Raw genomic sequence first — 14,720 nt, 5'->3', positions numbered from 1 at the left:
AGTCCCATTTAAAAGACAGCTATGTGGCGCAACTCATTTATTATAATTGTAGGCTTTTCCATTCTGACGAGTGCATGCGGTCAGAGTGAGAGAGACGCCGATATTGCAGTGTCATTTTCCGAAGGAGTGGCCGCTTATTCCAATGGCGATTACGGCACGGCGTTAACTCTTATCGAGCCTCATGCAAAAGCGGGTGACACTGCTGCTCAAATCATGATGGCTGAACTTTATATAACCGGAAAAGCAGGTGTAATAGATGAAACTCGCGGTGTGAGCTGGCTCGAAAAAGCTGCCGAAAGCGGTCATATTAAAGCCCAGTCTATGATGGGAACACGGTATCTCAGTGGTGACGGTGTCGAAGTAGACGAGACCCGCGGCATCAAATACCTTCAGTCTGCGGCAAAAAAGGGGAATGTCCGGGCAAATGTCCAGCTTGGCTTTTTGTACGAGTATGGGAAATTTGTTGACCAGAACCTAGATGCTGCTGGGCGCTTTTATTACCGCGCCGCTGTGATTGGAGATGAGGAAGGTGTGGCCAGATTGAAGAAGCTGGCAGATGCCAATTTCGTCGGGCCGCGTACATATCTCGGTCTACTTTACCGTGACGGCAAAGGTGTCGAGAGTGATGCAAGTAAAGCCTTCGCGCTCGTTGAAAGCGATGCTCAGGCTGGACAACCCTATGCACAATATCTCATCAGCGAAGCCTATGGTGTTGGGCAAGGGACAGACCGAAGTCTGGAAAATGCCTATATGTGGGCTAATCTTTCAGCCGGGCAGTCTTTTCCAGAAGCCGCTAAGCGCCGCGATGTTTGGGCGCAATTAATGACGCCTGATCAAATTGCAGCTGCACAAACACTATCACGCGACTGGCAGGCCAAATTCGATGCTGCAAATCCATAAGATTATTATCACCGGCATTATAGCTGGCTTGTTTGCCATAGTTTCGCCTGTTTATGGGCAAGCTAAGCTTAGTCTGGATGAAATTACGCTCTTGGCAGAACGTGGAAATGTACAGGCGCAGTTCGCACTCGCGGCGGCCTATAAAACGGGGCAAGGCACGATTCAGGACTATAGTGAGGCTGTATATTGGTTTGCTAAAGCCGCAGAAGGCGGCTTGTTGGAAGCACAGTTTGAACTTGCCGGGCTGACGGCAGAGGGCCTTGGAACACAGCAGAATTATGAGATTGCGTTTAATTTGTTTCAAACTATAGCCGAGGCCGGACACCCCAAAGGGCAATTGGTCTTTGGTGTAATGATTGAAAAAGGTCTCGGAACCGACTCACCGCCTGAAACATCCGTCCCGTGGTATGAAAAAGCCGCCGGGCAAGGTGTGGCGGAAGCTGCGACTAATCTTGGCGTGCTTTACCAATCCAGCGACATCGTTCCACAGGATTTTACAAAGGCTCAGTCTTGGTATGAAACCGCTGCAAAGCTCGGCGATATGCGCGCGTTGAATAATCTTGGAGTTATGTATATCCGGGGCGAAGGCGTGATACCGGATTATGAAATTGCCGCAGCGCTGCTGACGCAAGCTATGGAGGGAGGTTCATCGGAAGCCATGGCCAATCTTGCCTCGCTTTATGCGAGTGGGCTGGGTGTGACTGTGGATGAATCGCGAGCTAATGAGCTTTATCGGAATGCCGCGGAAGCTACACGGAACACTAGAACACTAGAGGGTCTTCCGGATGCGGACGAAATTATTCAAATTGTCTCGGCCCCTGATTTCAACACAAAAAATCTAAAGCGCGCAGCCTTCGCCGGTGATGTTCGCGCCCAGTATGTGTTGGGACATTTACATATGAATGGCTGGGGCACACCACAGGATTATGTCACGGCTTATGCGTGGCTGAACGTCGCTGCCAGCAGGATGTCCGACGTTCAAGTTCGCGACGAACTGACGGTGCGAATGACGAATAATCAGATCAATGAAGCGCAATCGCTATCACGACAATATGCCGAGATTATTGCGGCTGCCGAGTGATTATATAGCGTGATCCAGCTTTAACAGGTCCGGCAATCTCAGACTGACCCCCATCTGCCCAATTCACGATAACCCTGTCGATTCGCTTGAACTCGCCCAAACCAAAATGCGCGATGGCAGCATCAAAGGACATAAACCCCCCACCCAATTGCAATTCGCGCACCTGTTGGCGTCCCTCACCATAAAAAATTGTAACGCGATTTCCGACCCCATCGCGATTTCCGATCCTGTCATCGAAGCTGAATGAAACGATGTTTCCGTCTTGTGAATTGTTCTGATAAACTTGCAAAGGCCCGTTCACCGGAACAGTGACGATGTCGAGATCGCCGTCATTATCGAAATCGGCGCGGGTCGCCGCAGCCGTCATTAAATAGTCTTCCATCCCTGATCCAATGGCGTCTTCTACAAAACGGCCGTCCCCACGATTTCTGAAAAAGAGATTGGCGGGCGTGGCCTCAGTAGGCACCCAAGTACCATTGACGATCACCATATCCTGCCATTCATCATTATCGAAATCACCGACTTTCGTATCCCAACTCCAGCCCCCGACTTCGAGCCCTGTTTCAATTGCCTTGTCCGTATAAGTACCATTTTCACTACGCGAAAGCAGCACGTTACGCGCATCGATTTGCTTAATTTCTTTGAGCACATCTTCTGTTGTGACATTCTGTATTGGACGGAAGTGAACATCACAAAACGCGCGGGCTTCGGATTGGTCACGCGGGATAAGGCGGCACATGCTTGGGTCACGGGCTTGAATGGCGAGATCTTTTACCAGCATTCCCTGGCATTCTTCTTTATCTGGAGAGCCTAGGTCGAGACAGCGTCTCGCATAGCTCGGATCAAAACTATTGCCGGATTTATACCACCTCTTAACCGCTATATTCCGTTCGCAGATTTTACGATCAGTGGCACGTCCAATCCCGTCACAATAATCCCCAATTGGTGACATGTTGAGCCGTTTGGAAAGGCCTGACGCCCGTCCCGCAATCTGCGCGAAATACAGCTCCGGCACGAGGTCATTATCAAGATCATCCGATTTAATCGCCATTGTTGTATTCGTCGTATGGGGGAATACTCCATCTGCACGGGCGACCTTGCGCAGTTTGCCCTCGCCTTCCCCGTAATAGATGACATCAGGGAGTTCGAAATCATTGCCGACCAGTAGATCCTGATGACCATCACGATCAATATCGGAGAAGAGTATTGTCAGAGTTTCACCGGGTAATCCGGACAGATCCTGAAACTGGCTTCCGCTTAACTGCCCTGCATCATTGAAAATGAGTCGATTTCGCGACTCTTCCCCCGGGATGCGGCGATACCAACCTGCCGCCCAATTCCCGGCCGCGAGATCAAGATCACCATCTTGATCCACATCACCAAAACTGGCGGCCAATGTCAGAGGCGTATCAGGCCGGTTGATTACGGGCTTTATACCCGCCGTTACGAGTGCGCCTTCTCGGTTGGGAATGACGTAATTTCCGCTCATGTAAGTTGTAAGAAAGAGATCAAGCCAACCGTCATTATCAAGATCAACTAAGGCCACATTGAAAATATCTAGATCGCTAATCGCCTTGGGCAAAGCTTTATCCTGTAAAAACTGACCCGTGCCATCATTCAGATAAACGCGAAATCCGACCTCGGTTGAGGCGATAATGATGTCGAGATCGCCATCGCGGTCAATATCACCTGATGTGATGCCGCGCCCTTCCCAAAACGGCGGCCACATATCTTTAAAAGAAAATTCAATCGGTTGATCTAGGCCAATCGTGTGGGCTTCGCCGCGTGTGAAAAGCGTGGATGCAGAAGGGGAGCGGGGCGCGAAGGGATGCGCTGTCAACGTGATATCCGCCGCTGAAGAGACAGTTTTTACGGGAGAGGCAGATGATGTTTGCGCCAATAATGTGGTCTGTTTTAGGATATTAATTGCCACGGCTTCATCAGGCTTTAAAAGCATATCCAGCGCTTTGTCCGTCTGATGCTCATGCCAAGCTTGTGCTGCTACCCCAGCGAGAATGCCGATGATCCAGACGACAATTGAGACATATAGCGCGGCCTTAATAGAAATTGTCGTACTGACGATGAAGGCAGAATAGATTGAGAAAACACCTAGTGTAAAGAGGAGCGTCATGACATAGCCTGGCGGAACCCCTGCCGCGAGCAAAGCCGCGCAAATAACGACATCAAAGGCAATCGGTACGGGCAGGAACAAGCCGAATAAGGCGACAATAGCCACTCCCGCCAAGCCAAAGGCGACACTCGAAAATGTCTCGAGGGGAACAAGTGTGGCGACAATCGCACCCAAAAATCCAGCCAATATCATTAATGGGACCGTCAGCTTGAAAATATACCAGAAATCAGTGGCGATATCCCGACTCCACTCCCTAACGGCGACACCTAAATATTCGGGCGGTTGGCCCGCCATGTCCGGCGTCCAGAGGCAAGTCCGTTGATCTTTTTCTGCCAATTGGAGTTGCGCCTTGGGGAGAAGCCAGCAAATCAAGGGCACGGCTAAAATGATCACGCCGATACAGAGGACGACTTTCCCTAACGCCATATAAAACGGCAGCAGTCCAAACAGCATGCTAAGAACAACAATATTCAAGGTCGGCGACGCAATCATGGTAGAGAGCGTGGTCTCCGCTCTGGCACCACCATCATACATGCCTTTGGCAATCGGAGCCGCGCAATTAACGCATACGCCGAGAGGTGTGCCCATTAATAAACCTAGAAAACTATTTGCAAATGCACTCTTAAAGCTGGTGCGTTTAATATAACGAAACATTGTGAGGAAAACAGTTCCCATCAAAACGCCAAATGTCATGCCATTGCGATTTGTATCGAGCCAGTTCAGCGTCGTGAGTCCAATTTTTTTCCAAACAGAATAAGCGGGATCGATATTGAAATGCGCCTCGAAACTCATGGGGTCTTCGAGATGAATGGCACCGCCCATTAATGCTTTATCACCTAAAGATGGATATCGGGATGATGTCCAAAAGAGATATAGAATCAGGCATAGCAATAGAGCGGTCAGTAAAAGCCGTGTCCGATATTTTGTATGTATGAATGTCGACATGTCTGGCCCCTTGGTCGAATTTATAATTTGACGCGCCATACCCCCGAATGCAAGCGGAGAGATGACCGCGCTGCTTTATTAACAAAATTAAATATGAGACTTTACATTTTTAGAAATTGATGTATTCAAATAATGTTGATTGATCTTGGGGGCGGGATCAAACGAGCACCCTCTCTCTGATCTATCTTCGATATGTAGCTTTTCACAAGCTCGTTCTGGGGCAGATATGAATATCCGAAACCTAACATTGTTGGCTGCAGGGGCCAGCCTATGCCTATTGGCCAGTCCAGCACTCGCAGGCGATGCTGTCGTCTCGGGCGGCAAACTTTCCGTTAAATCCAGCGTTCCCAGCGCGTCTAATTTCATGCTTTCCGTAGCCGGACCTGATGGATTTTCCACACAGCAAAGCTCAAGCTTTAACGTCCCCACTGTCTCGCTCGGGGATTATTCGGGCATGGCAGATGGCCATTATACATGGCAATTGACGGGCGCAACGACAAAGCGCGTTCGTAATCCTAAAGCCGGTTTCAACAATGGCCGGGCCGAGCTTGGCCCCGAATTCATCAGCAAGACATTCACTGAAACCGGATCCTTCCGCGTCACGGGCGGGGTCGTGCAAATGCCGGGTGCAGCTGCTGAAAACGATCTTGATGAGGGGACGAAATAATGACTTATTCTAAATTTATTAAGGCTTCTCTGATCGTCCTTAGTCTCGCTGCTCCAATCGCGGCACCACAAATGGCTTTTGCTCAACAAGTCTTTACGACAGACGTTATTATTCAAGGCAGTCTTTGCGTGGGTCTAGATTGCGCAAGTGGGGAAAGCTTTGGGTTTGACACGCTACGTTTGAAAGAAAACAACCTTCGCATTAATTTCGATGATACAAGTGCAAGTGCAGCTTTTCCCTCTAATGACTGGCGACTTATCATCAATGACTCGACCAATGGCGGTGCGGATTATTTCGCCGTTGAGGATGCGACGGCAGGACGTATGCCTTTCCAAATCAGAGCAGGTGCACCCACAAATTCTCTTTTCGTTTCCAATAGCGGCAATGTTGGTTTTGGGACGGCAACTCCTGTTCTTGAGGCGCATATTGTTGATGGAGATACACCTAGCGTTCGCCTTGAACAAGACGGTTCGTCCGGATTTACTGCGCAGACATGGGATGTTGCTGGGAATGAAACGAATTTCTTCGTGCGTGACGCCACGACGGGGAGCAAATTGGTATTTCGCGTCCTGACAGGTGCGCGTTATGACGGTCTCGTTCTGGCCGCTGATAGCCAAGTCGGGATAGGTACGAGCAACCCAAATGCCGCTCTCCATATTGTGGCAGCCGGCGATAATGCAGGCGTGAAACTGGATAATGGCACGATCGGTGTCTGGGACATGGTGGTGCGGAACTCGGATGGCGAATTTGCTATTAATGATTCCAGCACAACAGGTGGCGATTTTATCTTCAAAACGGCTGACTCTTTGGGCAATACGCCTTGGGAATTTGTTCATCGCGTAGATGACGGCTTCGGTTTGAATACCGCTACCACTGCAGGTGCAGAATTCATCCTGAGCAATACGGGCAATTTGACCGTGAGTGGGACGATCACGTCAGGTGGACCGATTTGCTCCTCCGGATGCGATGCCGTTTTCGATGCGGATTACGAGATGCCGACGATTGAGGAACAGGCTGAGGCCATGTTTGCCGCCCGCCATCTTCCGGCGGTTGGCCCCACACGTCCGGATCAGCCGATCAATCTGACGGAACATATGGGTAATGTCCTGAATGAGTTGGAAAAAGCACATATCTTTATCGCTCAGTTAAATGAGCGTAACAAATCCCTCGAAGCCCGATTGGAACGGCTCGAAAGCTCCAGAGATTAGACAGGTCAAGACTTTCAGATCACACTCTACTTGTTAAGGCCGAGGTCGCTTGACCCCGGCCATTTCAAAGACTGGAGACAGTTTCAAGAAATCTCTTTATAGCGCTTTGCTGTGATGATGGAAAACTATCGATACCCTGACTCAGATATATGTGGGTTAACTGATCCCTCTGTACCGAGTCCGATTGTTTTAGATTTGTCAGGATCGTATGGTTGGTTTGCAAATATATCTGCAAAGCACTTTTCCAATAATTTCTTAGGTCTTGATTATGTGTCACGGCATTGACGCGGCGCAGGCATTCAGTAGCCCAGTCCGGGACTGACACATTACTTTTCGGGAGATTGGCAGGTGTCAAATGTCCTGCCCCAATCGTATCTAACATGTCATCAAACCAGTCGGTGGATTCGAATTGAAACGTCTTCACGGTCACCGCGCCAAAGCTGCCTTTTAAACTCTCAACTAAACCTCGGATATTCATTAGCCGTTTGACGCGCAGATGTTCGGACAGCGTCTCTACATTCATGGCTGTTCCCCAAAGCGGGCTGGCCCCATTATCCGGATTGAGCACGCATTGCTTATGATAGGATTTGATCCAAGGCTCCGGTTGCCGATGAACAATCAATATGCCAACGCGGTAACCTTCCGTCAGATATCTGAAACGTGTCAAAGCTGTGGGATCGAAGTCATCCAAATGATTGCAAAGGCCCTCATCCGAAAATATGAGAGTCGGACTTTTATTTTTGGATAGCGCATCTTCCAATAGCGTTAGCTTGGGATCCTGACGCAGAGCCCGAACTAAAAAACTATGCTTGTCATTATCCGTTCCGAACATGTCAGGATAGGAAATACCTATCTCTTTTAAAGCCTCATTATGCTTCCGGAGCCAATATTGAACGGCGGATGTCGCTGTTTTTGGCGGTCCAACATGCAACCATATCCGAGGCTCTGTCGTCATAGCGATAATGAATATTGCGCCTGAATATCGGCATATTCCGGCAGGCTATCGTACTCAGCCAAAATAGTGTTGGCCTTATTAATGTAAGTATCGACAGCCTTGTGCCCTGTCGAAAGCAGCCGACCTTTTTCATTTATTTTGTGATGATAATGCAGGATTTTAATATCATCCGTATTGCAGCTATCATAGACGGAACTTTTGAAATGAGTTGGGAAATTATAACTTAAATCCAAATGCCGGAAGGGGAGCTTTGTCTTTATTAAGGCCAGCATGAAACCGAGTTGATCCGAATGATGTAACTTATTTTCTAATATATCAGTTTGAGTCAAACATTTGCTTGAATAATGACGCCAGTACATTGTGAGTTTAGCCAGTTGCGTCATGGGAAGGGCATAAAGCCCCCCGTTGCAATTAAACATATGTGTATGAGATTGTGGTCTGAAAGTTGGAATAGAGTTTAGATGTTGCGGCGGGAGGCCCATTTTATCGAAAAGTTCAGTAAGCGCAGTAGACGCAGGATTAGGATGATCGACAATTTTCGATTGAATCCACGACGCGTCTAGGCAGGGAAGGGGCGACTGAAGATAGAATAAATCCACATCTGTGAGTATTGCGCCGCTACGGCCCGTTGCAATAACATGGTCATGGCTCTGTAATTTATTGCAATATCGCGCCGGACCCTCTCCAAAAGGTTCGATCACAATAATATTTGCGCCAAATCTTTCAGCAGCTTTTTCCAAGGCATATGGCGGCGGCTCGATATGGTGGATGATAACCACAAAGTCCTGACACGCTCCACTCGCCCACGCTGACACAAGCCAATTCCAAGCCTGCATAAGAAATTTTGGATCCTGATCTACTACACAAGAAAGAACGGGCTTGCAGACCTCTTTTATTGAGTGGCGGCGTTTAGTCTTCAAAGCTAAGTCATACCTTACTAAGAAATAAGAAATTATATTTAATATTAACACCGCAATCATAAAATAGCTATCAATTAGCAAATAAATTGGCTTTGTTACATTAATGGCGGAAAATAAAAAATTCTGCGATTGCTGAGTTGAGATCACATTGATGAGGTCGCAAAATTCATTCAGTTCGCGCTTCTTGTCTGAATTTTCGGCGTGTTAATTTCAAAAAAGTAGAAGACGCTGACTGAAGTAAGTTGACTGCGCTGTGGAATGAACAGCGCAAGCTTTTTGGATTTTCCTAAACCTCCGCAGCCTTTTTTAAGAGTCAGTCACGCACTCCAGTAGAACTGTATGGCGTGATTTGAAAATGAGAGCTCCAAAATCGCCTCCAGAGACATATCCGTGTGCCACAAACCGCAACTCAGACTGTGCTACAACATTTGTCTTAACGACAATAAGCTATTGTTTTATATGAGTTATTCTACACGGCTTTGTGCCGTGTGGGGGCACCATTTTTCATTAAAAATGAGTGCTGCTTTTTAATTTTATAAAATTTCCAGCATAGTTTTATACTTAAATCACTCGTAAGCCCGCCAAAACTCGAAATCTTTGCCGAAGAAATTGAAAAGCGTAATGTGATTGCGCAGCGCTATTCTGACGGCCTGCGCGGTCACGCTCTGCGCGTGCCCACCATTATGGACGGTATTGTGTCAACATGGGCGCAATATACGATTGAAGTTTCCGACTCCGCCGCGCTCAAGCAGAAAGGTATTCCCACGGCGCGCTATTATTCCAAGCCCGTACACATGCAGACAGCCTATAAGGATTATCCAGTCAGCGGAAACGGATTGTCGATGACAGAGGACTGTATTGATAAAGTGGTCGCTTTGCCTATGCATGCCTATTTGGATGAAGACACGCAGGATATGATTATCGAAACGGCGAAAGCGGCGTTGGCATAACAATTCTATATTGCTATTTTAGACCTCATTTAAAACTCTAAAGCTTAATTCCGCGTTCGCAGGGCGGGTCGTCTTTGCGGGTAACCACCTGGAGCGGCTTGCTGTGTTTGCGCGGCGTTCTGCGCAGCTTGGCCGGGCGGAATATAGCGCTGGATTTGCACGCGCGGATCAGAGGTTTGCGCGTAACCTTGCTGTTGAGGACGCGTCTGCGTGCCGGGTTTGATCGAGCCGGTGATACGGGCAAGAACATTCGGATTTTGCGGGACTATGTCTTGCCCTTGTGACTGACCCTGACCCGGACCTTGACCTTGAACTTGAGCCTGCCCTTGCGCGCCATAGCGGTTTGTGGATTGCACGGGCGCAGGCGCCCCTGATTTTTGCGCCTGATAGGCCATCATAGCCTGTCGCGACGAGGCCTGCCCGCTTGGCACCACCTGCGTCATATTCGGGTTTTGCGCTACAGGCAGCGCGCCGCGCATGACAGCTGAATTTTGCGCCGGCGCGGTTTGAGGCGGGATATTATAGGTTTGCGGGCTGTAACTTGTGCGCGGCGCGGCGGCGGGCTGAACATAGGGACGGGGTTGCGGCATCGGGCGCTGAGACGCAGGCATTTGCGGCGCGGGCGTCGGGGCGCTCCCGGCTTTGGTCATCGCGCCATAGCTGCGTGATCCGCTGCGCATAGAGCGCATATAGGCAACATTGTTTTCCGCTGCGCCGGGATCCAGATCCTGCCGCGCAATGGCTTCGGCTTCATCATATTTGCCTTGTAAGCCGAGCACGAGCGCGAGATTCTGGCGTACGCCCGAAGAGGCTTGCGGATGGGCGGCGGCGCGGCGCAGCCACATCTCGGCCGTGCGGGCATCGCCTTGAAGCGCAAAAGACAAGCCCAGATTGGCCATAGTGGACGGATCATTGGGAGACAGGGCGAGGGCGCGGCCATAATGCTCTCGCGCGCGGTCATACTGGCCCATTTGGTCATGAGCTGCGCCCAGTAACGACCAGATGCGGGCATTTTGCGGCGCGGATCGTAGCGCTGTGGAGAGCGGCGCGATGGCTTCCTTGCCGCGTTCCATGGCAATCAAATTTGCACCATATTCCGCCATCAGGCCGACATCGCGTGGATACATGGCGCGGGCCGTCTGCGCAATCTCCAGGGCCTGCGCCGGGTTGCCCAGACGGCGCAGGGTGGAGGACAGCTTGACTGCAGCTTCGAGATCCGCAGGGTTAAGATCATATTCGCGCGACCAGAAGGCGGCCTGCGCAAACAAATCCTGCGTCTCGATCGCTTCACGCTGCTCTTGCGTGCGCTGTTGATAGGCGGCGGGCGTTAAGCTCTGCGCGATCTCGGTTTCGGCAGGCGTATATTGCGTGGAGCTGCAGGCGGAGAGAAGGAAAGCCACAGATAAAGTCGCGCTCACGCCAAGACAGGATGTGGAAACAGAATTACGCGCCATGACAAATGCCTTAATTTGGGTTTCGTTAACATTTCTTGTGTCGGGTCAATATTTGGTTAACAAAGCTGCGCGAAAGCACGCTAATACGATTAAATCGCGTTAACGATGACGTTAATGCAAAGGAATGAATTTATGACGCCTTGGTTCACACTACAGCGCAGCGACGATAGCTGCCCTGTCTATATCTCCCGTCCTGATAACGTTGAGCATATGATCTCTATTCTGCCGGACGCGCTTCGCGCGGCAGCAGGTGGACGCAATTTTACCGGTGAGTCCGGTGAAATTATTCAGCTCTACAGCGCCGAGGGCGCATTGATCGGCGTGCTGGCCGGTGTGGGCGAGGCGGGCAGTGATCAGACCGGACCACTGGCTGCGGGGCGTATTATGCGTACTCTGGAGCCGGGGATCTACATGATAGCGGCGCGTCCGGATGGCTGGGATCTAAAGCTCACGGGTATTGGCTGGGGTCTGGGGGCCTATAAATTTGACCGCTATCTGCCAGAAAAACATGTCCCGGCGCAGCTTCTCCTGACGGACGGTTACGACTCTGACGAGATCACGGCCATTGTCCGCGCAATTAATCGCGGGCGCGATCTGATTAATACACCGGCGGGCGATATGGGCCCCGAAGAACTTCATGCCGAAGCGGAGCTGGTCGCGGCGAAATACGGGGCAAAGATAACGTCCGTTGTCGGCGACGCGCTGCTGACTGAAAACTATCCGATGATCCATGCTGTGGGCCGCGCCGGACCCAAGCCGCCGCGCCTTGTCGAGATGACATGGGGGGACACGCATCACCCGCATCTCGCCATTGTCGGCAAAGGTATCACCTTTGATACGGGCGGGCTGAATATTAAATCGGCCAGCGGCGCACGCATTATGAAAAAAGATATGGGCGGGGCGGCCCATGCCATCACGCTGGCCGAAATGATCATGGCTAATAATCTGCCTGTGCATTTACATGTGGCGCTCGCGATTGCGGAGAATTCCATTGCCTCCGGGTCCTATCATCCCGGCGATGTCCTGTCGTCACGCGAAGGCCTGACCATAGAGATCGATAATACGGACGCCGAAGGGCGCCTCGTTCTAGGCGACGCATTGTGCAAAGTCGCAGAAGCGCAGCCGGACCATATTATTGACTTTGCCACGCTGACCGGCGCAGCGCGCGTGGCGCTCGGCCCGACATTGCCGCCGTTTTTCTGTAACCGCGATCATCTTGTGCCCGAAATCATGGCGAGCACATTGACGGCCTTTGATCCGCTATGGCCTATGCCGCTCTGGCAGCCTTACCGCAAGCTTTTGTCCAGCCCGATTGCTGATATGAAAAATGCCGGCGGCTCCTTTGCCGGATGCATCACAGCAGCTTTGTTTTTGGAACGCTTCGTCAAAGAGAGCTCGTGGATGCATTTTGACGTCTATGGCTGGAATCCTTCGCGGACAGATTTTGGCCAAGGCGGCGGCGAGATTTTTGCAACGCGGGCGCTCTATGAATGGATTAAAGGGGGCGGCGTAAAATCCGCGCCTGACCCGGGTAACGTCTAGGGCATCCGCGACATTGTGACTCGGCGGGGCGGGTGCCCCGTTGACGCGGCTTTCAAATCAGCGCCATGATTCAGTTCGCATCCGAAACGGACTATCATGGGCTCGACATCACGGCACACACATTCCGGTCTCAAACGCGGCGACGCGCTGCGGCTATGGTATGATGTTATGCTCGATACGGTGCGCAGCGAACGTCCCGATCTGACCGCACGGCAAATGTCGCTCATGCTTACCGTATATATCCAGCCCGGCCCGCATACGGTCCGCAGCCTTGCTGCGCATCTGGACGTGACCAAGGCCGTGATTTCCCGCGCGCTGGACACGCTGGGCGGCTACGGCTTTATCTCCCGCGCGCCCGATCCGTCCGACAAGCGCAGCATACTTATCAAGCGCACGGCGCGCGGCTCTACCCATCTGATTAGATTTGCCGAAACTATACGCGGCGTCTCGCGCTCCATAGAGCAGGCGGCGTGAGCGGCGATATCCAGCGCTGCATCGCGGCGGTCTCCAATATTTATGACGGGCCGGACGATGAGGCCGCCCTCGAAGACCAGGTTTTGTTCGGTCATGCCTTTGAAGTCACACAACAAAATAGCGGCTGGCTATCCGGACAGTCGCTGGACGTTATTAGCGGTGATCCGGTTTATAAGGGTTGGGTCAGAGCGGCGGATTTCGCGGAAGACTTTACGCCGACCCACAAGATCAAAAGTCTGCGCGCACCGGTATTTTCCCGCGCGGATATCAAAAGCCCTATCGTCATGAGCCTGTCTTTGGGCAGTCGGTTGAGGGCTGCAAAGCATAATGCTGAATTTTATGAGACCGTTCAGGGATTTGTCCACGCGCGCCACGTCGCGATAGTCGACAATTATGCGGGCGATTTTGTAGATGTCGCCGCGCTTTATTTGAACCTGCCTTATGTCTGGGGCGGGAAGTCTGCCAACGGCGTCGATTGCTCCGGGTTAGTCCAAAACGCGCTGTGGGCTACAGGCCTCGCGTCTCCGCGGGATAGCGGGCCGCAAGGTTTATGCGTAGGCGAGGCCCTCACTATAGAGAGTGGTTTTGCCAATCTGAGGCGCGGAGATTTGGTGTTTTGGCCAGGCCATGTGGGTATAATGGAGGACAGCACCATGCTGTTGCATGCCAATGGCTATCATATGATGACAGCGCGCGAACCGCTGACACAGGCTGCCTCACGCATAAAAAAAACCGCCGGAGACATTACGTCTATACGGCGGCTTTAAAATCAGATCTGATGGCGTTTGGCGCTAGTCGTCTGTTGGTGTTTTCACAACATCTTCGGGTAGATCCATACCGATTGACGGGTCATCTTCGACAATAACCGCGCCTGATTCTACGGGATCAGTTTCAACAACAGGCGCTTCTTCAATCACCACGGCGGGCGCAGGGCGATTCAGCGGGCTGTCCGCGTTAACGCGTAGAAATTCAATGATTGCAGCGCGGTCTTCAGGTTTTTTCAACCCGCCAAAGCTCATAGCCGTGCCTTTGACATAGCGGCTCGGTTTTTCAAGATAGTCATTAAGCGACTCGTAATTCCACGTAATTGAAGATTCTGCCATGGCTGCAGAATAGCTAAATCCGTCCTTTTGCGCAGCATTTGTGCCGACAATGTTCCAAAGATTTGGACCCGTTTTGGTTGCCCCGCCTTTTTCAACGCTATGACATGATGCACATTTTTTAAAGACGGCTTCACCGCGCGTCGCGTCCATAGCGCTAACCCATTCGGCTTGCGGAAAAGGAAGCTCGATTTCCGGCTCATTAGCGGCGTTTTGCTTGCCGTAATACTCTTCTAATATGGCGGAGCCATAGGCGACCTCGTCGCCGGCTTCATCGGCGTAAACGGCCTCGCCGATTTTCACTACGCCGATAAATACAAGACCGGTAGCCAGTATGGCGCCAGCAATCTTGTTAAAACGAAGATCTTCCATCATTCTTACCTTTGGTCGTCA

Annotated in this window: 13 protein-coding genes; 8 read left to right on the top strand and 5 right to left on the bottom strand. The window is 51.1% G+C overall.

Features of this window, described 5'->3' with window-relative positions; all coding sequences use genetic code 11:
* Nucleotides 1–21 precede the first annotated feature (21 nt).
* Both H142_RS0109735 and H142_RS15260 read left to right on the top strand, forming a co-directional pair.
* A complete protein-coding gene (locus tag H142_RS0109735) occupies nt 22–900 on the top strand; it encodes a tetratricopeptide repeat protein (RefSeq protein WP_017931948.1) in 879 nt (292 codons plus the stop codon).
* Nucleotides 884–1,981 (top strand): SEL1-like repeat protein, encoded by a 1,098-nt coding sequence (locus H142_RS15260; RefSeq protein ID WP_017931947.1) that lies wholly within the window; start codon nt 884–886, stop codon nt 1,979–1,981. The genes H142_RS0109735 and H142_RS15260 overlap by 17 nt, the downstream gene beginning before the upstream one ends.
* Here the strand turns inward: H142_RS15260 and H142_RS0109725 are convergent.
* On the bottom strand, nt 1,962–4,934 hold the full coding sequence (locus H142_RS0109725; RefSeq protein ID WP_233341662.1) for an FG-GAP-like repeat-containing protein: 2,973 nt from the start codon (nt 4,932–4,934) through the stop codon (nt 1,962–1,964). The two genes, H142_RS15260 and H142_RS0109725, sit on opposite strands and share 20 nt — an antisense overlap.
* A 349-nt stretch (nt 4,935–5,283) precedes the next feature.
* Here H142_RS0109725 and H142_RS0109720 point away from each other — a divergent pair, with 349 nt between their 5' ends.
* Nucleotides 5,284–5,724 (top strand): hypothetical protein, encoded by a 441-nt coding sequence (locus H142_RS0109720; RefSeq protein WP_026147945.1) that lies wholly within the window; start codon nt 5,284–5,286, stop codon nt 5,722–5,724.
* Complete coding sequence (locus tag H142_RS16360; protein ID WP_017931944.1) at nt 5,724–6,932, top strand: hypothetical protein; 1,209 nt, start codon at nt 5,724–5,726, stop codon at nt 6,930–6,932. The genes H142_RS0109720 and H142_RS16360 overlap by 1 nt, the downstream gene beginning before the upstream one ends.
* 64 nt (nt 6,933–6,996) lie before the next feature.
* On the opposite strand, the gene H142_RS0109710 is transcribed toward H142_RS16360, so the two are convergent.
* A complete protein-coding gene (locus tag H142_RS0109710; protein WP_017931943.1) occupies nt 6,997–7,887 on the bottom strand; it encodes a hypothetical protein in 891 nt (296 codons plus the stop codon).
* On the bottom strand, nt 7,884–8,954 hold the full coding sequence (locus tag H142_RS0109705) for a hypothetical protein (RefSeq protein WP_017931942.1): 1,071 nt from the start codon (nt 8,952–8,954) through the stop codon (nt 7,884–7,886). Before H142_RS0109705 ends, H142_RS0109710 begins: the two co-directional genes overlap by 4 nt.
* A 410-nt stretch (nt 8,955–9,364) precedes the next feature.
* Here H142_RS0109705 and H142_RS0109700 point away from each other — a divergent pair, with 410 nt between their 5' ends.
* Nucleotides 9,365–9,757 (top strand): DegT/DnrJ/EryC1/StrS family aminotransferase, encoded by a 393-nt coding sequence (locus H142_RS0109700; protein ID WP_083899006.1) that lies wholly within the window; start codon nt 9,365–9,367, stop codon nt 9,755–9,757.
* A 44-nt stretch (nt 9,758–9,801) separates the two neighbouring features.
* On the opposite strand, the gene H142_RS16355 is transcribed toward H142_RS0109700, so the two are convergent.
* The gene (locus H142_RS16355; RefSeq protein WP_017931940.1) at nt 9,802–11,211 is read right to left on the bottom strand and encodes a tetratricopeptide repeat protein; all 1,410 of its coding nucleotides are present in this window, start codon (nt 11,209–11,211) and stop codon (nt 9,802–9,804) included.
* A 132-nt stretch (nt 11,212–11,343) separates the two neighbouring features.
* Here H142_RS16355 and H142_RS15245 point away from each other — a divergent pair, with 132 nt between their 5' ends.
* The 3 genes from H142_RS15245 (at nt 11,344) to H142_RS15240 (ending at nt 13,994) form a co-directional block, all read left to right on the top strand.
* Nucleotides 11,344–12,753 carry a leucyl aminopeptidase family protein gene (locus H142_RS15245; RefSeq protein WP_169331843.1) on the top strand — a complete coding sequence of 470 codons (1,410 nt, stop codon included), beginning with the start codon at nt 11,344–11,346 and terminating at the stop codon, nt 12,751–12,753.
* A 96-nt stretch (nt 12,754–12,849) separates the two neighbouring features.
* On the top strand, nt 12,850–13,227 hold the full coding sequence (locus H142_RS0109685) for a MarR family transcriptional regulator (RefSeq protein WP_017931938.1): 378 nt from the start codon (nt 12,850–12,852) through the stop codon (nt 13,225–13,227).
* Nucleotides 13,224–13,994: a C40 family peptidase gene (locus tag H142_RS15240; RefSeq protein WP_017931937.1), complete on the top strand. Its 771-nt coding sequence runs from the start codon at nt 13,224–13,226 to the stop codon at nt 13,992–13,994. Before H142_RS0109685 ends, H142_RS15240 begins: the two co-directional genes overlap by 4 nt.
* Before the next feature lie 24 nt (nt 13,995–14,018).
* On the opposite strand, the gene H142_RS15235 is transcribed toward H142_RS15240, so the two are convergent.
* On the bottom strand, nt 14,019–14,702 hold the full coding sequence (locus tag H142_RS15235; RefSeq protein ID WP_017931936.1) for a c-type cytochrome: 684 nt from the start codon (nt 14,700–14,702) through the stop codon (nt 14,019–14,021).
* Nucleotides 14,703–14,720 lie beyond the last annotated feature (18 nt).

Source organism: Robiginitomaculum antarcticum DSM 21748, from assembly GCF_000365025.1.
Classification (GTDB): Bacteria; Pseudomonadota; Alphaproteobacteria; order Caulobacterales; family Maricaulaceae; genus Robiginitomaculum; species Robiginitomaculum antarcticum.
This window is presented reverse-complemented; position numbering and strand designations above follow the sequence as displayed.